Here is a 21,119-nt window from a genome sequence, read left to right on the forward strand (position 1 = left end):
GGGCGGGCAAACGGGGGGCCGTCCGGACCGGCCCGGATGGCTCCCGCCCGGCGTGGGCATGGAGGAGGCATGAAGGGCACAGAGCTACTGGCCGACGCGTTCGGCAGGGTCCATGAAGTGGTGCACGAGGCGGTCGAGGGGCTGTCGGCGGAGCGGTTGAACGCGCGCGTGGATCCGGAGGCGAACTCGATCACCTGGCTGGTGTGGCACCTCACCCGCATCCAGGACGACCACGTGGCGGACGCGGGCGGGCTGGAGCAGGTGTGGCACGCCGGGAAATGGGCCGACCGGTTCGCGCTGCCGCTGCCCGCCGGGTCGACCGGGTACGGGCACACGGCGCAGCAGGCCGGGAGCGTGCGCGTGGACTCCGGCGAGCTGCTGCTGGGCTACTTCGACGCCGTCCACGCGCAGACCGGGCGGTTCCTGCGGGGGCTCGCGGCCACCGACCTGGACCGGGTCGTCGACGAGGCGTGGGACCCGCCGGTGACGCTGGGGGTGCGGCTGGTCAGCGTGATCGCCGACGACCTCCAGCACGCCGGGCAGGCCGCCTTCCTACGGGGCGTGCTGACGCGGGGCCGCGGATGACTGCCGTACGGCGGGCGGCGCGGGCCCTGCTGACGGGGCTGCTGGTGCCGGGGCTGCTGCTGGCCGCGCCGGTGCTGTCGGCGGCAGGTCCGGCCTTCGGCGCCCCGGCGGCGGACCGGCCCCTGGTGGAGACCGACCGGGGGGCGGTGCGCGGGCGGGCGCAGGACGGGTACCGCACCTTCGAGGGCATCCCGTACGCCGCGCCGCCGGTCGGGGCCCTGCGCTGGCGGCCGCCGGAGCCCGCGGCCCGCTGGACGGGCGTGCGGGACGCGGGGGCGCCCGGTGCCCGCTGCGTGCAGTTGCCCGCGATCGGGCCGGGCGGGCCGAGCGGCTCGGAGGACTGCCTGTTCCTGAACGTGACCGCCCCGGACGGGAATCCGGCCGGCGCCCGGCGGCCCGTCATGGTCTGGTTCCACGGGGGCGGCTTCGTCAACGGTGCCGGGGACCTGTACCGGCCGTACCGACTGGCCGCGACGGGCGGCGCCGTGGTCGTCACCGTCAACTACCGGCTGGGCGTCTTCGGCCTGTTCGGGCATCCGGCCCTGGGCGGGGCCCCCGACGCCACCCTCTTGGACCAGCAGGCGGCGCTGCGCTGGGTGCGGGCCAACGCGGCCCGCTTCGGCGGCGATCCGGGCAGGGTCACCGTCTTCGGCGAGTCCGCCGGCGGCCTCAGCGTCTGCGCGCACCTGACCTCCCCCGCCTCGGCCGGCCTCTTCCACCGGGCGATCGTGCAGAGCGGCTCCTGCTCCACCACGATGCCCCCGCGGGCCCTGCTGCCGGGCCTGGGGGCGTACGAGCCCTTCGTGCCGCAGCCGCGCACGGTCGAGGCGGGGGCCGCCGCGGCGGCCCGGCTCGGCTGCGGCCGGTCCGAGCCCGCCGACGAGCTGGAGTGTCTGCGCGGCCTGGACGCGGGGAGCCTGGCGACGCCCGAGCTGATGCAGCGGTTCTCCCTCGTCTCCTACGGCAACGCGCTGCTGCCGGCCGAGCCGCGGCGGGCCCTGCGGGAGGGCCGCTTCCACCGGGTGCCGGTCATCCAGGGCGCCACCCGGGACGAGATGCGGCTCTTCCTCGGGCAGACCCTGGCGGTGTACCCGGTCCCCGACGAACAGGCCTACCGGGCCCGGCTGTACGCGTCGTTCGGGGAGTCGGCCCCGCGCATCGAGGCGGCCTATCCGGCCTCCGCGCACCCCACGCCGGCGCTGGCCCTGGCGGCGGTGCTGACCGACGTGTCCTTCGTGTGCCCGGCGCTGCGCGACGGCCGGGCACTGGGGCGGCACGTGCCGGCGTACCTCTACCGGTTCGACGACCGGGACGCGCCGAACTACGCCGGGCTGCCGCAGATCCCCGGGTTCCCGTACGGCGCCGCGCACGGGTTCGAGCTGCCCTACCTGTTCGACGCCCCGGTCGTCCTGACCGGGCCGCAGCGGGCGCTGGCGGACCGGATGGCCGACTACTGGGTCCGGTTCGCGCGGACCGGGAACCCCAACGGGCCCGGGGCCCCGCGGTGGACGGCCTCTGCTCCGTCCTCCGCGCTGTCATTGGCGCCGGGGCCGGGCGGGATCCGTCCGGTGGACGCGGGGGCCGAACACCACTGCGCGCTCTGGGAGTCCCTGAGCGGCGCCGGGGGAAAGGCGGAATCGTGAGCGGCTTGGGCGACATCCTGGAGCGCGAGGTCGACAGCGGTTCGCTGCCGGGCGCGGTGGCGCTGGTGGCGCGGGGCGACCGGGTCGAGGTGGCGGCCGTGGGGAGCGCGGACGCCGAGGGCAGTGCCCCGATGGTGCGGGACTCGCTCTTCCGTGTCGCCTCGATCACCAAGATCGTCACTGCCGCGGCCGTGATGGCCCTGGTGGAGGAGGGCCGCTTCGCACTGACCGACCCCGTGGCGCCGTGGCTGCCGGAGCTGGCCTCGCCGGTGGTGGTGCGGACCCCGTCGAGCCCGGTGGACGACGTGGTCCCGGCCGAACGTGCCGTCACCGTCGCGGATCTGCTCACCTCCCGGGCCGGCTGGGGGTTCCCGTCCGACTTCTCGCTGCCGGCGGTCGGGCCGCTGTTCGAGCTGGGGCAGGGGGTGGATCGGCCGCAGCTCACGGCCGCGCCGGACGACTGGATGGCGGCGCTGGCCCGGATCCCGATGCTCGGCCAGCCGGGCGAGGCCTGGCTGTACAACACCTCCTCGGACGTGCTCGGGGTGCTGATCGCGCGGGTCGCGGGGTGTCCGCTGCCGGAGTTCCTGGCCGAGCGGATCTTCGAGCCGCTCGGCATGGCGGACACCGGCTTCGCCGTCCCGCACGGCGACCGCGGGCGCTTCACCGGCTGTTACCGGACTGGGCCGCGGGGCGGGCTGGAGCTGGTCGACGCCCCCGACGGACAGTGGAGCAGCGTGCCGGCCTTCCCGTCCGGCGCCGGCGGGCTGGTGTCGACCGTGGACGACCTCCACGCGTTCGCCCGGATGCTGCTCGACGGCGGCGGCCCGCTGCTGTCGGCCGATTCGGTGCGGCGGATGACCACCGACTGGCTGACGCCCGCGCAGCGGGCCGGCGCCGAGCTGTTCCTGGAGGGCCAGGGCTGGGGGTTCGGCGGCTCGGTGGACATCGCGCCGAGAGATCCGTGGAACGTACCCGGCCGCTACGGCTGGATCGGCGGCACGGGCACGGCCGCGCACGTCACTCCCTCCACCGGGGCCGTCAGCATCCTGCTGACCCAGCTGGAGATGAGCGGCCCGACGCCGCCCGCGCTGATGCGCGAGTTCTGGACGTACGCGGCCTCCTGAGGGCCGCGTACGTCCACCCGGGTGGGTCCGCCGGGTCAGTGGTTCTCGGTCGGCTGGAGGTCGCGCGGGATCATGGCCCACGTGGTGGCCGCGGCGGCGACCGCGAGGGCTCCGGCCAGCAGGAACGCCGGGGTGATCGCCAGGGTGTAGGCGTGCGAGGCGGCGTCGAGCAGGGCGCCGCCGACGTCGCCGCCGATCCGCTCGGCGGTGTGGGCCGCCTCGCCCACGGAGTCCCGTACGGCGGTCAGGGTGGGGCCGTCGAGGTCGAGGGCGGGGAGGTTGCCCCGGTAGAGCGCGGCGGCCGTGGAGCCGAGGATGGCCACGCCCATGGCCGAGCCCAGCTCGTAGCAGGTCTCCTCGATGGCGGCCGCGCTGGACACCTCGTCCGCGGGGGCGGAGGAGATCAGGGTCACCGAGGCGACCGTGGTGGCCAGGCCGGCGCCCAGGCCGATGACCGCCAGGGCGGCGGCGAAGGCCGGGTAGCCCAGGTCGGTGAACTGCTGGAGTATCCACGGCAGGGCCATGCCCGAGGCCAGCACCACCAGGCCGGCGCCCAGGACGTGGCGGATCGCGAAGCGCTGCATGAGGCCGGGGGCCACCATCGAGGCGCAGATCAGGGCGAGCGGCGCGGGCAGCAGGCGCAGGCCCGCCTCCAGCGGGGTGTAGCCCTGGCCGTACTGGAACCACTGGGTGACGAGGAACAGGATCGCGCCCATGCCCACCATCGGCAGGAAGATCGCGGTCGCGGCGACGCTGAAGGCGGGCTTGGCGAACAGCCGTACCTGCAGCAGCGGGTTGTCCAGGCGCAGCTGGCGGCGGACGAAGACGGTCAGCGCGACCACGGCGACGGCCAGCAGGGCCCAGGGCAGCGGGTCGGCGATGCCGCTCTTGCCGAGCTGCTTGATGCCGCCCGCGAGGGCGAGCATGCCGACGATGGACTGGGCGACGCCCCACCAGTCCCACGCGCCGGTGGAGCGCGGGGAGCGGGATTCGGGGAGGTAGCGCAGGCCGGCCGCGACGATGACCGCGGCGACGGGGAGGTTCAGGAGGAAGGCCGAGTGCCAGCCGTAGTCCTGGACGAGGAGACCGCCGACGACCGGTCCGAAGGCCATGCCGCCGCCGAAGACGGCCGCCCAGACGGCGAGGGCGAAGGCGCGTTCCTTGGCGTCGGTGAAGACGCTGCGCAGGATCGACAGGGTGGACGGCATGATCGCCGCGCCGCCGATGCCGAGGAGGGCGCGGGCCGCGATGACGTGCCAGGCCTCGGTGGAGAAGACGGCGATGAGCGAGGCGAGGGAGAAGATGCCGAAGCCCGCCATCAGCAGGCGCTTGCGGCCCCAGCGGTCGCCGAGGGCGCCCGCGGTGACCAGCAGGCCGGACAGCGCGAGGGCGTAGATGTCGATGATCCACAGCTGCTGTACGGCGCCCGGCTGGAGGTCGCCGACGAGCGAGGGGAAGGCCACGTTGAGGATCGTGGTGTCCATCGAGATGAGCAGAAGGCTGCCGGAGAGGATCGCGAGCACGATCCAGCGGCGCGGATCCTGCGTGGGGGTGTGCATGGGGGTTCCGTTCATGTGTGCGGAGGTCACGCTGCGGGACTACTCGGCGGAGGGCCGGGTTCCGCCGAGGAAGGAGGCCAGGACCAGCCGGCCGGTCTGGCGGGGGGCGAGGTGCCCGTCGCGTACGCCCTCGGCGGCCGCGTCGAGCAGGCCCCAGAGCGAGTACCAGATCCAGTACGCGGGCAGGTCGGCGCGGAGCCGGCCGAGTCTCTGGCCGAGCTCCAGGAACGCCAGCGCCCGCTGGTCCTGACGCTCGATGCCGGCCCGGAACTCGGGGTCGGCGAGCACGGTGGCGTCCCGCGAGGTGAAGCCGTACAGGTGGGCGGCGGGCAGCAGGTCGGTCACGAGCTGCTCCAGCGCGGCGTCGAAAGCCGCGCCGTCGGCGCCCTCGGCCAGGTCGGCGGGGCTCAGGCAGCCGTCCACCACTTCGATCGCGCGGACGGCGACGGCCTTGAGCAGGGACTCCCGGGTCGCGTAGCGACGGCTCAGGGTGGCGCGGCTGGTGCCGATGCCTGCGGCGATGTGCGCCATCGAGGCGCTGTGATCGCTTGCGAGGACGCGGGCGGCGCCGTCCAGAAGTTCGTTTTGCTGCACCATGATGAGCCTCCTTCGCCTCAGACGATACATTTTTGTCTCATCTGAAGCAAATTTGCTCAGCCGGTGCCGTTTCGGGTGGTCGTAGTCGTGGCGGTCGTAGTCGTGGCGGTCGTAGTCGTGGTGGTCGCAGTCGTCCTGTGGTCTACGCGCCGCTGTCCGACTGATCCGCCGTTCGGGCACGGGCACCCGAGCGCGTACGCCCCGGGGTCTGGGCCCGCTCCGGGTGGCGGCGCACGTACTCGTGCTCCAGCTCGTTCATCCGGTGCGTGTGCGTGACCAGCGCGTCGTCGGACCCGTGCAGCAGCGTCTCGTGGCGCGTGCGGTGGATGGCCTCCAGCTCCTTGAGCAGCCGGCCCTCCTCCAGCTTGCGCGCCGCCGGACCGCCCTCGCTCTCCTCCATGGCGCGTACACCTCCTCCTCGGCGGGGTCGGGCGCGGCGCCCGGCCCTGGTCCCTCCATCATCCGCCGGTGGCGGCGGCGCGCGCTCGGCAGCTGCGGGCGACCTCGTCGGCGAAGACGCGGGCCGGCGGGCTGAGGGCCGTCCAGCGGCGCACCGCCCAGCCCACCGCGAGGGGAGGCAGCGCCGGAACGGGCACGAGGCGCAGCGGGCCGCCTGTGCCCGGCACCTGCCACCCGGGCAGGGCCGGTACGACGGCATGGCCCAGGCCCAGTTCGGCCAGCAGCAGGGCGGTGTCCCAGTCGGCGACGCTGGTGTCGGAGGTGATCCGGACGCCGGATTCGGCGAGGGCCGCGTCGAGGTGGGCGCGGGAGGCGGAGTTCTCGGGCAGCCGGATGTGGCGTACGGCGGCCAGGTCGGCCGGCTCGATCCGGGGCCGGGCGGCCAGGGGGTCGTCGGCGCGGACCGCGACGACCCAGGGCAGGTCCATGACGGGGCGCTGCTCGATGCCGCGGACGGGGGCGCCGATGGTGATCCAGGCGAGGTCGAGGTCTTCGGCGGCGAGGGCGTCGAAGCAGCTGCGGCTGGAGTTCTCGGTCTGGAACTCCAGGCTCACCCGGGGGTGGCTGCGGCGGAAGCCGACGACCGCCTCGGCCATGAAGTGCCGCACGGTCGTGGCCCCGGTGGTGACCCGGACCGAGCCCGCGCCGCCGCGGACGAGGTCGTCGAGCTGTCGCAGGGCACCGTCGAGGCCGTTGATCCCGTCGGCGGCGGCCGCCCACAGGATCCGCCCGGCCTCGGTGGGTACGACGCCCCGCGCGTGGCGTTCCAGGAGCTGTGCCCCGGTCTGCTTCTCCAGGCGGCGGACGTGCTGGCTGACGGCGGACTGGGTGCAGCCGAGGTCGCGGGCGACGGCGCTGAGGCTGCCCGCCCGGCAGACGGCGACGAAGGCGCGAAGGTCATCGAGGGTCATGAACCCCAAGGTATCGCTTGGGGGTTGGGAGGAAATCGGAGGATTGACTTGGGTTTCCCCGTGGACCACGATCTCCTCAGGGCCCGGCCCGGGCGGCAACCCGTCCCCCGCCCCGCCGAGGTCCGGACCTCGGCGGGGAAGAAGGGGACGGGTGCCGACCCATCGGCCGTGGGGGGCGTTCAGGGGGTGAGGGTCCAGCGCTGGGCCGTGGAGTTGTCGCAGGTGGCGCGGGTGAGCTTGGTGCCGTTTGCGGTGCCGCCACCGACCGGCGCCAGGCATTGGCCGCCCGTACGCAGGCTGGACTGGGGGCCGGACTGCCAGGTCTGGCCGGAGCTGCCGTTGCAGGTCTGGACGGTGACGCGCGAGGGGCTCGTACCGTCCAGGCAGACTCCGCCGAGGCCGGTCAGGCGGCCGTCGCCCTGGAGGGTCCAGCGCTGGTTGGGGCCGCCGTGGCAGGTGTACAGGGTGGGTTCCGTGCCCGGTGTGGTGGCGCTGTGCGGGAGGTCCACGCAGCTGGCCGAGGCCGCGTTGACGAGGGTGGCGTCCGCCGGGAGCGGGGTGGCCCGGCCGGTGAGCGTGATCTCGGCGGCGCTGCTCCAGGGGCCGCGGCCCCCGGCTTCGGTCAGGGCCTTGAGCCGGAGGTAGCGGCCGGCCCGCGCGGCCAGGGTGATGTCCTTGCGGGCGGCGGTGTCGGCGAAGGTGCCGCCGGCCACCGGGGAGCCCCAGTCGGCGGTGGTGTCCGAGACGTACACCTCGTAGCCGCCGATCCGGCCGTTGACGCCGCCGTCCTGGCGGGGCAGGTAGCCGAGGCCGTCGACCGTGTGGCGGGCGCCGAGGTCGATCTGGATCTCGTGCGGGAGCGGTGCCGGGGTGCCGGAGGACCAGGCGGTGTGCCAGATCGTCGCCGGGTTGCCGTCGAAGGCGTTGCGGGCCGCGCCGTTCTCGCCGGACGTCTCCTGGCTGTCGGCGGAGACCAGGGTCCAGGCCGACTGGGAGATCGGGCCGGAGGTGGCCGGGATCGGGTCCGCCGCGGGGACGGTGGTGCCGGTGGCCGTGATGCTGAACGCGCCCGACTTCGAGCCGGTCTTGACCCGGAGGACGCCTCCGCGGTCCGCCGCGTCGAAGTACCAGCCCGACGCCGCGGCTTCGTAGGCCGCCTTCGAGGACTGCCCGGGCAGGGCGGCGCCGTCCGCCGTGACCGTACCGGGGGCGGTGGCGACGTGGAGGGTGAACTCGTAGCCGCGGGCGGCCGGTTTGCCGGTGTAGCTGCCGGTCGGGGCGCCGACGGAGACGGTGACCGTGCCCGGGCCGGAGGCGGGGGCGGAGACGTCGACCCGCTGGCGGGCGTACGCGCCCGACTGGTGGGCGCGGGTGAGGCCGTCGTCCTCGTAGAGGCTGAAGGAGGAGGCGCCGCGCGGGTGGATGTCGTAGGTGAGGGTGGAGACGGGCTTCTCCCCCGTGTAGTTCATCTGCGGCCACATCGGGACGATCGCGCCGCCCTTGACGAACAGAGGCAGGGTGTCGAGCGGGGCCTGGTAGCCGTTCAGCCAGCCCGGTCCGGCGTACGTCTTGCCCGTCCAGTAGTCCGTCCAGGTGCCGGCGGGCAGGTAGATGCCGTCCCGTACGGAGGTGTCGGAGACCACCGGCGCGACGAGGAAGGAGTCGCCGGCCATGAACTGGCCGCTGGTGAGGTTGCCGCGGGCCACCGGGTCGTCGGGGTACTCCAGGACCATGGCGCGGGTGCTGGGCACTCCGCTCTCGTGCGCGACCCGGCTCATCGTGTACAGGTACGGCATCAGGCGCATCTTGAGCTGGAGGTACTTGCGGTTGATGGACAGGTACGGCTCCGCGAACCGCCAGGGCTGCTTGTCCTGGTAGCCCGCCGACGGGTTGGTCGCGCCCCAGCCGGACATGGTCATGAAGGCCGGGGTGAAGGCCTTCCACTGGAGGTCGCGGGCGTAGGTCTTGGGGCTGCCGCCGAAGATGCCGTCGATGTCGCCGGCGGCGTAGTTGAGGGCGGACAGGCCCGCGCCGGTGATGGCGGGGACGTGCCAGCGCATGTCGTCCCAGGTGCCGTTGGTGTCACCGGTCCAGACGACCGCGTTGCGCTGGGTGCCGGCCCAGCCGTCGACGGTCCACACGTAGCGGCGGGCGTCGGAGTTCTTCTCGATGCCGTCGACCGCCTGCTGGACGCCGTTGAAGGCGTACTTGTAGCCGCTGCCGATCCAGGCCACGTCGGTCTTGACGCCGCGGCTGCCGGCCACGGAGACCTCGTCCTTGATGGAGCCGAGGCCGGTGGAGGTCCACAGCCCGGTCTGGAAGCCCTTGGCCTTGAGTGCGTCGACCGTGGACTTCAGCGGCGCGGTGTAGCCGCAGCCGTAACCGTCGTTGGGCAGGAACCAGCCCGAGGGCATGTCGGCGGCGCGGGCGTCGGCGGCGTAGCCGGCCACGTCCGGGGTGGTCTGGTGGCGCAGGCGGTTGTGGTCGCCCTGGTAGTCGGGGTTGGAGGCGTTGAAGCAGTCGGCGTTGCCGAGCTCGAAGCCCCATGCCGGGGCCATGAAGGGTTTGCCGCTGACGTCGGTGTAGGCGTCGAGGACCGATTTGAGGGAGTCGCCCGTGAAGTACCAGGCGTCGAAGCGGCTCTCGTTGTGGGTGAGGGTGGTGGGGGCGTTGAATCCGTAGGAACCGGGGGCCCAGGTGTTGCGCATGACGCCGTAGCCGTTGGTGGACATGTAGAAGGGCGCGGGGCTGGCGTTGTTGTTCTCGCGCCACTTGTTGTCGACGGCCACCGGTACGGTCTTGCCGCGCAGCGCCCATTCGCCGAGGCGCAGGCCGGTTCCGTAGAACTGCTCGTCCGCACCGCGGTTGAGGTATTGGGTGGTCTGGCTTCCGGTCCAGGAGGTGGGCTGGGTCTCCTGCCACACGGGGGTGGAGTTGTCCGCCCGGTAGACCGAGAACTGCAGGGGGGACTTGTTGACCCGGATGGACAGGGCCCCGGTGGTGATCCGGTAGTAGGTGCCGGCATCGGTGTAGGCGGGGCTGACGGGGCCGAAGTCGGTGGTGGGGGCGAGGTCGGTGCCGGCCGGGTCATTGGTGAAGGCGCCGTCGGGCGAGAGCCAGAGCCGGAAGATGTCCGCGCGGGCGACGACCACGCGGGCCTTGGCGCCGCTGGAGGCGGTGACGGTGAAGGTGTTCCCGGACTGGGTGAAGCCGGTGACGTTCCCGGCCGTGGCCGCGGCGGCCCGGGAGGTTCCGGCCGCCCCGTCGGCCGCCTTGGCCGGAGTCACGGCCGGCCCGGCCGCGGCCAGACCCGCCACGGCGAGGGCGGCGGCGAGCAGGGCCGCGGTGCGGCGCCTCACCATTCCCCGGGGCCGGCTCCTGCGGATGCGGATCAGTCTCATGGTGCAGCTCCTCGTGCGGTCCGGCTCACGGACACACCTCTTTGGCATGCTCCCGGCAACATAGCGCTCCGCGCGCTCCGTTTGAAGGAAGTTGCTCGAAGTCGCTTCAGATCGAGCATCTTTGAGCATCCGTCAGGTGATGGGCCGCTGGTTCACCGCAACCCGCACACGCGGCGGCGCCCTCGCACAGTCAGGGCGGCCTGATCGTCCAGCGGTACCTGACCCGGATGACCGCCGAGGGCCGTGGGGCCGACCTGCGTCCGCGCGCAGCGTCTTCCCCGGCGCCGCGGTGCTGCCCGGGGACCGTTCGGGCATCGCTCGGGCGACGGACCCCGACGACCGGGCGGCCTCCGGATAGGACCACGACGGCTCCGAGCCCTCCGTCCGTCCGGACAGCCGGCCGAAGTCCCAGCCCTCGACCGGGGCCGCCATCGCAGCGGCCACCAACTCGTCGTACCCAGCAGCAGTCATGCCGGGGAGGCCAAGGACACCCGACCGCCCCGGCAACGGGAATTCGTCCGCCCCCGCCGGGCCCGCGGGGCCGGGGCATCCGCTACCCGAAGCGGACCGGGAGGTGCTTGATGCCGTTGATGAAGTCCGAGCGCAGGCGGCGGACTTCGCCGGTGAGAGTGACCTCCGGGTGGTGGGTGAGGAGTTCGCGGACGAGGGCCTTGATCTGGGTGCGGGCCAGGCCGGCGCCCAGGCAGAAGTGGGGACCGCCGCCGCCGAAGGTGACGTGGTCGTTCGGGGCGCGGCGGATGTCGAAGGTGAAGGGGTCGGTGAACGCGGTCTCGTCGCGGTTGGCGGAGGTGTAGTACGTGACCACCTTCTGGCCGGCGGCGATCCGGCGGCCGCGCAGGACCGTGTCACGCGTGGCGGTGCGGCGGAAGTTGTGGATCGAGCCGCCCCAGCGCAGGAACTCCTCCGTGGCCGAGGTCCACAGGGTCTCGTCCCGCGGGGCGGCGGCCAGTTCGGCTCGCGCCGCCGGGTGTTCGATCAGGGCCAGGAGCGTGGCGGAGAGGAGGTTGCGGGTGGTCTCGTTCCCGGCGACGCACAGGAGCACGAAGAACATGTTGACCTCGTCCGGGGTGAGCCGGTCCCCGTCGACCTCGGCGTGCACCAGGGTCGAGAGGATGTCCTCGCGCGGGTGCTCGCGCCGCTCGGCGGCCAGCGCGTCGCAGTAGGCGTAGATCTCGGCCGCCGCGAGGTCGCTGTCGTGCTTGCCCGCCGAGAGCTCCGGATCCTGGCCGCCCGCCATCCTGTTGCTCCAGTCGAATATGAGCCGCTCGTCGCCCGCCGGTACGCCGACCATCTCGCAGATGGTCTGGATCGGCAGCCAGGCGGCCACCTCGGACACGAAGTCCATGTCCCGGCCGGGGACGACCGCGGTGTCCACCAGGGCGGTGGCCCGCTCCGCGATCCGGGCCGCGAGCCGGCGTACCACGCGGGGCGTGAAGCCCGCGCTGACCAGCGAGCGGTACCGGGAATGGCGCGGGGCGTCCATCCCGAGCAGGACCAGGCGCAGGGTCTCCAGGGAGTCGGGGCTCTGGTCGCGGATCATGAACGAGCCGAGTTCCGTGGACCAGAGCTCGGATTCGCGGCTGATGGCCTTGACGTCGGCGTGGCGCGTGACGGCGTAGAAGCCGTCGTGGTGGCCCGGCACCTCGTGCCAGTGCACGGGGTCCTCGGTGCGCAGCCGGGTGAACTGCGCGTGCGGGACCTCGCGGGCCCAGGTGTCTTCGAGCAGGTCGATCTCGCCGGTGGGGATCACCGCGCACGTCCTTCCAGGAGGGTGCCGAGAGCGTCCACGACCAGTTGGTCGGGGATGCCGTGCGGGTCGAGCCGGTGCTGCATCGCCAGGCCGAGCAGGACGCCCAGGACGAGGGCGCCGGTCTCCTCCGGCGTACGGGCGAGGGGGGTGCCGGTGGCTTCTGCCCAGTCGGCGAGTCCTTCGCCGAGCTGGGCGCGGATCTCGGCGTAGCGCTGGGCGAGCTGGCCGCCGATGAGCGGGCCGCGGGCGGCGTGCAGCCAGAGCTCCGCCTCCAGCAGCAGCCACGAGTCCCCGCGGTCCGGGTGCGGGCGGGTGAGGCTGCCCCACATCGCGGAGAAGTGCACCGCGGGGTCCGCCGGGTCGGCGCTGGCGGCGATCTCGGCGGCGAGTTCCTCGGCGGTGCGTTCCTTCCAGACCTCCAGCAGGGCCAGCAGCAGGCCTTCCTTGCCGCCGAAGTGGCTGTAGAGGGCGCCGGTGGTCCGGCCGGCCGCGTCGGCGACGGCCTCGGCGGAGACGGCGTGGAAGCCCTTGCGCGCGAAGAGCTCGGCGGCCGCGTCGATGAGGCGGGAGCGGGTCTGCGACTTGCGCTGCGCCTGAGGTGTGCGCTGCGGCTGCGCCTGAGGTGTGCGCTGCGGCTGCGCCTGAGGTGTGCGGCGGGTGGTCACGGGGCGCCTCCGGCATGCATGTATATCTGCTTCCCGATATAAGTTGCGCCCTGGGTCGGTGTCGAGTCAATCCCCGTGCGGGCAGCGGTCTTTGGCGTACGGGGACCGAAGCCGGCCGGTGCTCCATTGCTCGCAGTTTGCCGTTTTCATACCCTTTGGTGGTGAACTGCGGGTCTCTCCTGCACCTCTCCACCGGTGACGGCCGGACCGGCCGTCACCGTACGGGTCTCAGGAGTGGCACACGATGAACGACGGCAGCATGCGCCGGGAAGCAAGGCTCGGTCGGCGATCGCTGCGGCGCCGGTGGATCGGGGGCGCGGTGGCGGTCGTGGTGGCCGGCGCCGTGGCCGCCGGAGCGATGACGTACTTCGACGTCTTCTCGGACACCGGCGAGACCGTGCACCTCAACGGCGGACAGGACCGGGCGGCGGGCGGCGGCGCCCCGGGCAACTCCATGACCCGGATGCCCACCGGCCCGGAACCCGAACTCAAGATCGCCGGCACCATCCCGGAGGACGGCAGCAAGGTCATGGTCACCACCCTGGCCGGCAAGAAGTCCGGCTTCACGGGCAAGGTCTGGCTCTGGCTGCCGCCGCAGTACAAGGACCCCAAGTACGCGCACAGCGGCTTCCCCGTGATGATCGCGCTGCCCGGCGGCGCCGGCTTCCCCACGAACTACTGGATGGGCAAGGACCTCAAGCTGGAGGCGAGCATCTCCAAGTGGTCCCAGGACGGCAGCAGCCTTCCCTTCATCCTCGCCATGCCCGTCCTGAACCCGCAGCCCGAGTCGAAGGACGGGCTGTACTGGGACGGCAGCGACATCCCCGACCAGCCCAAGATGGGCACCTGGCTCACCGAGGACGTCCCCGACCTGGTGCGGGCGGCGTTCCGGACCATCAAGTCCCGGGACGGCTGGGCGTTCATGGGCAGTTCCACCGGCGGCTTCGCGGGCCTCAAGGCGGTGCTCCAGAAGCCCGACCTGTTCAAGGCCGTGATCGCCGGCGGGCCGGACATCGTGCCGGACTCCCGGCTGTGGAACGGCCACCCGAAGGAGAAGGCGGAGAACAGCCCGCCCCAGCTCGCCAAGGAGCTCATCGACCGGCACGGTCCCGACGTCTACCTGGGCTTCCAGGTAGGCACCAAGGGCAGCGACGTCGCGAACCGGCCGCCCATCGAGAAGTTCATAAAGGACTACGGCAAGGGCCCGGTCAAGACCATGTTCCGCGTCGACGAGGGCGGCGGCCACGATGCCTACACCTACGTCCCCGGCATGCACGACAACGGCCTCATCCAGTGGATCAGTCAGCACATGCAGGGCCCCGTTCCCAGCCCCTGACCTGCGTCGATGTTCTGCGCGGGAGCAGCAGCGGGGTCGCCAGCAGGAGTACGCCGGCCAGGCCGACGGCCGTACGCGGTCCGAGCAGGCCGCCCAGCACGCCCCAGATGCCCGTCAGGAGCGCGGTCTGGGCCTTGGCCGTCACGGCCCAGGCGGACAGGGTACGGGCGACCCGGTCGGCCGCGGTGCGTTGGAGCCGGTAGGTGGCGCAGACGGGGTTGAAGACACCGCAGCAGAAGATGAGCCCGAACTCGACGCCCATCACCAGCAGCAGCCCGCCGGCGCCCGGCCCGGGGAAGGCCAGGCCGAGGGGCCAGACCGCGCGGAGCGACCCGGCCACGAGCAGGACCCGGTGCTGTCCGAACCGCGCGACGAGCGGCCCGGCCAGCCGCGAACCGAGCAGCCCGCCGACCGAGGGCACGGCGAAGGCGAGGCCGTACTGCCAGGGCGCGAACCCGAGCCGGCCGAGCATCAGGACGGCCAGCAGCGGCGAGGCGGCCATCACCAGGGCGTTGAACGAGGCGGTGTTGAGGAACAGCGGACGCAGCGTCGCGTCGGCGAGGATGTACCGCCAGCCGTCGAGCAGGTCCCCGGCCCGCATGCGCGGGGCCTCCCGGCGCTCGGGCAGCGGCTCGGGCCCGCCCATCGCCCGGATGCCCAGGGCCGAGAGCAGGTAGCTGACCGCGTCGGCCACGACCGTCACCACCGGGCCGAGGAGTCCGATCGCCACGCCGCCCAGCGGTGGTCCGATGATCGTGGTCGTCCAGGCCGTGGACTCGAACCGGGCGTTGGCGACGAGCAGGTCCTCGGCCGGCAGCAGGGTCTTCAGGTACGCCCCGGAGGCGGCCCGGAAGGTGATGTCGGCCGCCGCGACGACGACCGAGACCAGCAGGAGCTGGAGGAAGGTGAGCACGCCGAGCGCGAACGCGGCGGGGATCGTCAGCAGGGCGGCGAACCGCACCAGGTCCATCGCGATCAGCACCGGCCGCTTGCGGCGGAACTCCACCCACGGGCCGAGCGGCAGCGCCACGGCCGCGCCGACCGCGGCCCCGACGGAGGCGAGCGCGGCGACCTCGGCCGGCCCGGCGTGCAGTACCTGGATGGCGATCAGCGGGAACGCACCGAAGGCGAGCCACGTGCCGAGCGCGCTGGTTCCGTACGCTCCCCAGAGCCACCCGAACCGCCGCCCCAACCGGTGCCCGCTGCTCATCCCCGCCGCCCTTCGCCGCCCACTCGTACAACCAATTCGCGATCGGAAGCATCAAAGCGAGCGCCGTACCCAGGGATCAAACAACCATCGGGCCACCAGTCACAACCACTGGTTGTGGCCGTAGGCTGTCGGCATGGACCTCGACACCGTCCGGACCTTCGTGGCCGCCGCTGAGGCGGGGCAGTTCCAGGAGGCCGCCGCCGAGCTGGCGGTCACCCAGCAGGCCGTCTCCAAGCGCATCGCCGCCCTGGAGCGCACCCTCGGCGTCCGGTTGTTCACCCGCACCGCGCGCGGCGCCCGGCTCACCATCGACGGGCAGGCCTTCCTGCCCCACGCGCGCGAGCTGCTGCGCGTCGCCGAGCGTGCCGTCGCCTCCGTGCGCACCGGCCGCCGTCCGCTGCGCGTCGACGTGATCGCCTCGCGCAGCGCGCAGTCGGCGTTGATGCGCGACTTCCACCGCGCGCACCCGGACATCGAGCTCGACGTGATGATGCTGTTCGACGTGGAGACGGCCGTCGCCGCCATCCGGTCCGGTGCGATCGACGCGTCCTTCCGCGCCGTCGCCGTGCCCGGCCGGCCCCTTCCCGAGGACATCGAGGCCGTACGGGTTCTCGACGAGCCGCTCCAGCTGCTCACCGGCCCCGACCACGCGCTGGCGGGTGCCCGGTCGGTGACCGTGGCCGAGCTCGTCGGGCACCGGATCTGGATGCCCGGCATCGTCCCCGGTACCGAGTGGGCCGCCTACTACGACGACCTGGTCGCCGAGTTCGGCCTCACCATCGAGGCGACCGGTCCCAACTTCGGTTCCGACGCACTCCTCGACACCATCGCCGACACCCCTGCCCTGGCCACGTTCATGGGCGGGCAGACCCGCCTCGTCTGGCCCGCGGGCCACGGGCTGCGCCGGATCCCGGTCACCGGCCCGACGCCCGTCTACCCGCACTCGCTCCTGTGGCACCGCGACAACCCCCACCCGGCGCTGGCCACCCTCCGCGCCCACCTCGCCTCGACGGCGGCCGGCCACGAGACCGCCGGGACCTGGGTGCCGGACTGGGTGATCCCGCGCTGAACGTCCCGGCCGCGACCGTCCCTACGCCTGGCGGCGGCCGAACCCGTCAGCAGGTCCTGGGGGCAGGACCGCCAGGACCGGCGGCGCCGGCGAGGTGTGCTGGTGACCGCAGGGGTCGAAGGCCAGCACCACGGGCAGGCCGGGGCGTTGGCGCCAGGAGATGCGCTCCGGCGCGTCTTCGCACACGGGACAGCGGGGCAGCGGGCTCGGCTCCGACCGGCACTCGGGGGCGGCCGCGAGGGGCGTGGAGTGCTGATCGCGCATGGAGGCTCCCTGGTCGTGCGGTTGGGCTGATCGCACTGTGCCATGGACAGGGCCCTGTCCGCACGGGCGAATCCTCCAGTGTTTTGGCTGGTCAGGGGTGTGCTCCCCCGGAGGAATCCGGTCCTCTTCCGGGCACTTGGTGATCAACCGCGCTCTCCGGCGGCCGCCACCAGCCCCGATTCGTAGGCCGCGATCACCGCCTGGGCGCGGTCCCGGACCCCGAGCTTGCCGAAGATGCCCGTGATGTGGTTCTTGACCGTGGAGACGCTGATGTCCAGGTCCCGGGCGATCTCGGCGTTGTCGAGCCCGGTGGCCAGCAGGTGCCAGATCTCCAGCTCCCGCGGCGTGAGTTCGCCCGCGATGGCGGCGGGCCGGCGCGGGGGCCGCGCGGGGGCCCGTACGTAGGTGGAGATCAGCCGGGTGAGCAGGCGCGGCGCGACGGCCGCCTCGCCGGTGTGGACGGTGCGCACGGCTGCGCTGAGCTCCTCCGGGGAGACGTCCTTCGGCAGGAAGCCGTAGGCGCCGGCCCGCAGGGCGGCGACGACGTACTCGTCCATGTCGAAGGTGCTCAGGGCCAGCACGCGGGACTCCGGCAGGAGCCGGGCCAGTTCCTCGGTCGCCCTGACCCCGTCGAGCACCGGCATCCGGATGTCCATGACCACCACGTCGGGCCGCAGGCTCTGGGCGAGGCCGACGGCCTCGGCGCCGTCCCCTGCCTCGCCCACGACCTCGAACTCCGGGTCGGGGGCCAGGATCAGGGCCAGGCCGCGCCGCACCAGCGGCTGGTCGTCTGCGATGAGTACACGGATCACAGTGCCCGCTCCCCTCCCTCTCCACCCCGTTCGTCACCGGCCGCGCCGGACGCGGCCGGTATGCGCGCCGCCACCCGGAAGCCGCCGCCGTCGAGCGCGGCGGCTTCCAGGGTGCCGCCGTGCAGGGTCACCCGTTCGCGCATGCCGATCAGACCGTACCCGGGACGGGGGGCCGGGTGCTGCTCCGGCGGCCGCCGGCCCGCCCCGTCGTCGCGCACCTCGACGGTGACCTCGTCGGGGTGGTACGTCAGCCGCACCCGGGCCCGGGCCTGCGTCGCGTGCTTGCGGGTGTTGGTCAGTGCCTCCTGCACGATCCGGAACACGGTCAGGCCCACGGTCGGGGGCAGCGGACGCTCCGCCCCGTCCACGGTGAACTCGGTGTCCGTCCCCGCCAGCCGGGCCTCGGTGACGATGCGGCCGAGGTCCCCGGCTCCGGGCTGCGGCGCCGGCGGACCGTGCTCGGGTTCCTCCCCGGCCCGCAGTACGTCGAGCAACTGCCGCATCTCGCGCAGCGCCAGCCGGCCGGAGCCCTCCAGCGTGACCAGGGCCTCGCGGGCCACCTCGGGGTCGTGCGCCAGGTTGGCCCGGGCCCCGCCGGCCATGAGCTGCATGGTGGTGATGTGGTGGGCGACGATGTCGTGCAGCTCCCGGGCGATGCGGCGCCGCTCGTCGGCCACTGCCCGGTCGGCCAGCAGCACGCGGTTGGCCTCGACCTCCCGCTGCCAGCGGCCCGTGACCACGGCCGTGGCGACGACCAGCGCCGTGGCCATCGCGTTGGCTCCGACGGACCAGAGGTCGGGGAGCAGTGAGCCGCCCTGGCCCACCGAGGGCAGGGGCACGGCGGCGAGTGCGGCTCCCGCCACGACCGCGGGCCGGCAGAACCTGGCCACCGAGTAGAGGGCGACCGCGAGGCCGAGACCGAAGTGCGGTGACACCTCCGGGGTCGCCAGGTTGGGCACCACGTTCAGGGTCAGTACGACCGCGAGCACGGCCACCGGGTGGGTGCGGCGCGCGACCAGGCCCAGGGCCGAGGCCACGAGGGCGAGCGCCCCGGCAACGGTGAGCAGCTGGCTGTCGGTCCGGTCGCCGACGGAGAAGCCGACCAGGTCGACCGCGGCGGCCCCGATGGCCAGGAGTGCGTCGTTGCGCGTCCAGGTCAGCAGCCTGTCGGTGCCCTTGCCCATCGGTGCAGTTCCTCCTCCGCCGGCTGCCCCTCCGGCCGGTGCCGGGGCGACGTGCAGCCGTTCCTTCGTGATCCATTCTCGCAGCGGACCCGGCCGGCGGAACCGGCCCCGGGCGGATGCCGGACCAGGACCGGGGTCCTGGTCCGGCCGGGGGCCGGACCCTGGTCCCGGGCTGCAGATCATCCTGTGCCCGGACGCTCGCGGCGCCGGCGGCTGATGGTCTTGGGAGTAGCCGGGAACCCCCGGCGGAAGTCGCACAGATCTGAGGAGTCACGTGATCCGCGCCCTGACCGGATTCTCGACGAGAAGCCCGTGGAAGGTGATCGCCGTGTGGGCCGTGCTCGGCATCGCACTGGCGATTCTGGGACAGGCCATGGTCTTCCGCGCCACACAGAGCGGCAGCGGTGACTTCCTGCCCGCCACCTACGATTCGGCGGCCGCCCTCAAGATCGCCGAGGAGAAGTTCGGGGTGCGGCCCGACGCCAACCCGATGACCGTGCTGGTGGCCAGGACGGACGGCAAGCCGCTGGAGCCCGCGGACGAGCGGCGCATCGACGAGGAGGCCGCGGAGCTGGCCCGGCACCGGATCACCGTGCCCAAGACGGAGGACGACCTGCCCTTCGTCCAGGACCATTCGCAGATCCCGAAGGTCAGCCCGGCCATGACGGCTCCCGACCGGAGCTACCGGCTGCTGTCGGCGGAGCTGACCGGCGTCGCGCAGGATCCCGGAGTGCAGGCCGCCTTCCGGACCTTCCGCGACCAGACCCGGGACCGGTTCGCCGAGGCGGGGCTGCGGACCGGGTTCACCGGCGGACTCGCCGACAGCGTGGACGCCGCCGATGCCGAGGAGACCCGGTCCACGGTCGTCGGCGCGGTGATGCTGGGCCTGATCGTGCTGCTGCACGTGCTGGTGTTCCGCAGTCTGCTCGCGGCGCTGCTGCCCCTGCTGATCGTCAGCGTCGTCGGAGGCGCCGCCACGGGTACGGTCGTCGGCGCCGCGCTGCTGACCGGCGTCGACCTCGACGCGTCCACCCCGCAGCTGATCAACGTCGTCCTGGTGGGCATAGGCATCGACTACTTCCTGTTCCTGCTGTTCCGCTTCCGCGAGCAGTTGCGCAGGTACCCCGAACAGTCAGGGCGCGCTGCGGCGGCCGAGGTCGCCGGGCGCGTCGGTACGGCCGTGACCTCGGCGGCGCTGACCATCGTCGCCGCGTTCTCCACCCTCGGGGTGGCCTCCTTCGGGCAGTTCCGGGTGCTCGGTCCGGCCGTAGCGGTGGCCGTGCTGGTGATGCTGCTGGGCAGCCTCACCCTGATGCCGGCTCTGCTGGCCGTGACCGGGCGCAAGATGTTCTGGCCCTCGCGCTCCCTGAAGCGGGCTCCCCGCGCGGGTTCCGCCGACCGGCTGGGTGACCTGGTGGCGCGGCGGCCGCTGGCTGCGGCGGTCGTCTGCGTGGCGCTGCTCGGTGCCCTGGCCGCGGGTGTGGCCGGCATGCGGATGGACTACGGATCGAGCGACACGGGCGGTGAGCGTACGGCTGCCGCGGACACCGCGGCCGAGATCTCCCGCGCCCTGCCCGCCGGCGTGTCGGACCCGATCAGCGTCTTCGTCGCCGCGAAGGACGGGAGCGCGCTGCGCGCCGAGGCGGTCGCCCCGCTGGCCGGGGCGCTGGCGGAGGTGGACGGCGTGGGCCGGGTCGCCCCGACCGTGCTGAACGGGGACGGCCGGGCGGCCCGGATCGACCTGTTCCCGACCGCCGACCCGAACGGCCAGGAGGCCCGCGACCTGGCGTCCGGCCCGGTCCGCGACGTGGTTGCCGCGCACCGGCCCGAAGGCACCGATGCGCATGTCGGGGGTACCGCCGCGGTGTTCGCCGACATCTCCGTGGCGGTGGACAAGGACCTGAAGGTGGTCTTCCCGGTGGCGGCGGCGCTGATCGCGGTGATCCTGTTCCTGCTGCTGCGCAGCCTGCTCGCGCCGCTGGTCCTGCTGATCTCGGTGGGGCTCGGGTTCGCCGCCACGCTGGGCGCCTCGACGCTCGTCTTCCAGCGTGCGCTGGACCAGCCGGGCGTGGCCTTCTCGCTCCCGCTCGTGCTGTTCCTCTTCGTGGTCGCGCTGGGCACCGACTACAACATCCTGGTGACCGACCGGATCCGCGAGGAGATGCAGCGCCCCGGACCGGCCCGCGCGGCCGTGGCCCGGGCGGTGCGGCACACCGCGCCGGCCATCGCGACGGCCGGCCTGGTGCTGGCCGCCTCCTTCGGGAGCCTCGCCGTCACCCCGGCGGCGGCCACGCAGCAGATCGGTTTCGCGACGGGGCTCGGGATCCTGCTCTCCGCCTTCGTCCTGTCGATCGTCCTGGTGCCCGCCTGCGCGGCGCTGTTGGGCCGGTCCGTCTGGTGGCCGGTCCGGCCGCCCGTCGGGGCCGAGCCCGTCGAGGAGTACGCCGGGTCCGCACGGCACCGGGTCCCGGTCGGCTGAGCCGCCGGCCGGCGACCCCGGCGCCGGTGCACGCGGGAACGTACTCG

Annotated in this window: 17 protein-coding genes; 6 read left to right on the forward strand and 11 right to left on the reverse strand. The window is 73.4% G+C overall.

The window, feature by feature from the left end; translation table 11 throughout:
* The first annotated feature begins 69 nt into the window (after nt 1–69).
* From AB0M99_RS28625 to AB0M99_RS28635, 3 genes are read left to right on the forward strand one after another with little or no spacing between them, the layout of a single operon-like run.
* Nucleotides 70–585 carry a DUF664 domain-containing protein gene (locus AB0M99_RS28625; protein WP_365925385.1) on the forward strand — a complete coding sequence of 172 codons (516 nt, stop codon included), beginning with the start codon at nt 70–72 and terminating at the stop codon, nt 583–585.
* Complete coding sequence (locus AB0M99_RS28630; RefSeq protein ID WP_365925387.1) at nt 582–2,228, forward strand: carboxylesterase family protein; 1,647 nt, start codon at nt 582–584, stop codon at nt 2,226–2,228. The genes AB0M99_RS28625 and AB0M99_RS28630 overlap by 4 nt, the downstream gene beginning before the upstream one ends.
* Nucleotides 2,225–3,355, forward strand: a complete 1,131-nt coding sequence (locus AB0M99_RS28635) for a serine hydrolase domain-containing protein (protein WP_365925389.1) — start codon at nt 2,225–2,227, stop codon at nt 3,353–3,355. The genes AB0M99_RS28630 and AB0M99_RS28635 overlap by 4 nt, the downstream gene beginning before the upstream one ends.
* Before the next feature lie 35 nt (nt 3,356–3,390).
* Here AB0M99_RS28635 and AB0M99_RS28640 read toward each other — a convergent pair whose 3' ends face one another.
* The 7 genes from AB0M99_RS28640 to AB0M99_RS28670 all read right to left on the reverse strand — a co-directional run bounded on the left by AB0M99_RS28640 (nt 3,391) and on the right by AB0M99_RS28670 (nt 12,718).
* A complete protein-coding gene (locus AB0M99_RS28640; RefSeq protein WP_365925391.1) occupies nt 3,391–4,914 on the reverse strand; it encodes an MFS transporter in 1,524 nt (507 codons plus the stop codon).
* 39 nt (nt 4,915–4,953) lie between these two features.
* Nucleotides 4,954–5,511, reverse strand: a complete 558-nt coding sequence (locus tag AB0M99_RS28645; RefSeq protein WP_365925393.1) for a TetR family transcriptional regulator — start codon at nt 5,509–5,511, stop codon at nt 4,954–4,956.
* Nucleotides 5,512–5,653: 142 nt separating this feature from the next.
* On the reverse strand, nt 5,654–5,911 hold the full coding sequence (locus AB0M99_RS28650; RefSeq protein ID WP_365925395.1) for a DUF6158 family protein: 258 nt from the start codon (nt 5,909–5,911) through the stop codon (nt 5,654–5,656).
* Between the two features lie 58 nt (nt 5,912–5,969).
* The gene (locus tag AB0M99_RS28655) at nt 5,970–6,881 is read right to left on the reverse strand and encodes a LysR family transcriptional regulator (protein WP_365925397.1); all 912 of its coding nucleotides are present in this window, start codon (nt 6,879–6,881) and stop codon (nt 5,970–5,972) included.
* A 179-nt stretch (nt 6,882–7,060) separates the two neighbouring features.
* Nucleotides 7,061–10,282, reverse strand: a complete 3,222-nt coding sequence (locus AB0M99_RS28660; protein ID WP_365925399.1) for a TIM-barrel domain-containing protein — start codon at nt 10,280–10,282, stop codon at nt 7,061–7,063.
* Between the two features lie 553 nt (nt 10,283–10,835).
* Nucleotides 10,836–12,053, reverse strand: a complete 1,218-nt coding sequence (locus AB0M99_RS28665) for a cytochrome P450 (RefSeq protein ID WP_365925401.1) — start codon at nt 12,051–12,053, stop codon at nt 10,836–10,838.
* Nucleotides 12,050–12,718, reverse strand: a complete 669-nt coding sequence (locus AB0M99_RS28670; RefSeq protein WP_365925403.1) for a helix-turn-helix domain-containing protein — start codon at nt 12,716–12,718, stop codon at nt 12,050–12,052. The genes AB0M99_RS28665 and AB0M99_RS28670 overlap by 4 nt, the downstream gene beginning before the upstream one ends.
* 244 nt (nt 12,719–12,962) lie before the next feature.
* On the opposite strand from AB0M99_RS28670, the gene AB0M99_RS28675 reads away from it, so the two are divergent.
* Nucleotides 12,963–14,054, forward strand: coding sequence for an alpha/beta hydrolase-fold protein (locus tag AB0M99_RS28675; protein WP_365925405.1), 1,092 nt, complete (start codon nt 12,963–12,965; stop codon nt 14,052–14,054).
* Here the strand turns inward: AB0M99_RS28675 and AB0M99_RS28680 are convergent.
* Complete coding sequence (locus tag AB0M99_RS28680; RefSeq protein WP_365925407.1) at nt 14,017–15,264, reverse strand: MFS transporter; 1,248 nt, start codon at nt 15,262–15,264, stop codon at nt 14,017–14,019. The two genes, AB0M99_RS28675 and AB0M99_RS28680, sit on opposite strands and share 38 nt — an antisense overlap.
* 133 nt (nt 15,265–15,397) lie before the next feature.
* Here AB0M99_RS28680 and AB0M99_RS28685 point away from each other — a divergent pair, with 133 nt between their 5' ends.
* The gene (locus AB0M99_RS28685; RefSeq protein ID WP_365925409.1) at nt 15,398–16,333 is read left to right on the forward strand and encodes a LysR family transcriptional regulator; all 936 of its coding nucleotides are present in this window, start codon (nt 15,398–15,400) and stop codon (nt 16,331–16,333) included.
* Nucleotides 16,334–16,354: 21 nt separating this feature from the next.
* Here the strand turns inward: AB0M99_RS28685 and AB0M99_RS28690 are convergent, their stop codons facing one another.
* From AB0M99_RS28690 to AB0M99_RS28700, 3 genes are all read right to left on the reverse strand, one after another.
* Nucleotides 16,355–16,597, reverse strand: a complete 243-nt coding sequence (locus tag AB0M99_RS28690; protein ID WP_365925411.1) for a hypothetical protein — start codon at nt 16,595–16,597, stop codon at nt 16,355–16,357.
* 143 nt (nt 16,598–16,740) lie between these two features.
* The gene (locus AB0M99_RS28695; RefSeq protein WP_365925413.1) at nt 16,741–17,409 is read right to left on the reverse strand and encodes a response regulator transcription factor; all 669 of its coding nucleotides are present in this window, start codon (nt 17,407–17,409) and stop codon (nt 16,741–16,743) included.
* The gene (locus tag AB0M99_RS28700) at nt 17,406–18,593 is read right to left on the reverse strand and encodes a sensor histidine kinase (protein WP_365925415.1); all 1,188 of its coding nucleotides are present in this window, start codon (nt 18,591–18,593) and stop codon (nt 17,406–17,408) included. Before AB0M99_RS28700 ends, AB0M99_RS28695 begins: the two co-directional genes overlap by 4 nt.
* Before the next feature lie 274 nt (nt 18,594–18,867).
* On the opposite strand from AB0M99_RS28700, the gene AB0M99_RS28705 reads away from it, so the two are divergent.
* Nucleotides 18,868–21,072 (forward strand): MMPL family transporter, encoded by a 2,205-nt coding sequence (locus tag AB0M99_RS28705; protein WP_365925417.1) that lies wholly within the window; start codon nt 18,868–18,870, stop codon nt 21,070–21,072.
* The last annotated feature ends 47 nt before the right edge of the window (nt 21,073–21,119 follow it).

This window comes from Streptomyces sp. NPDC051183 (genome assembly GCF_040682455.1).
Taxonomy (GTDB): domain Bacteria; phylum Actinomycetota; class Actinomycetes; order Streptomycetales; family Streptomycetaceae; genus Streptomyces.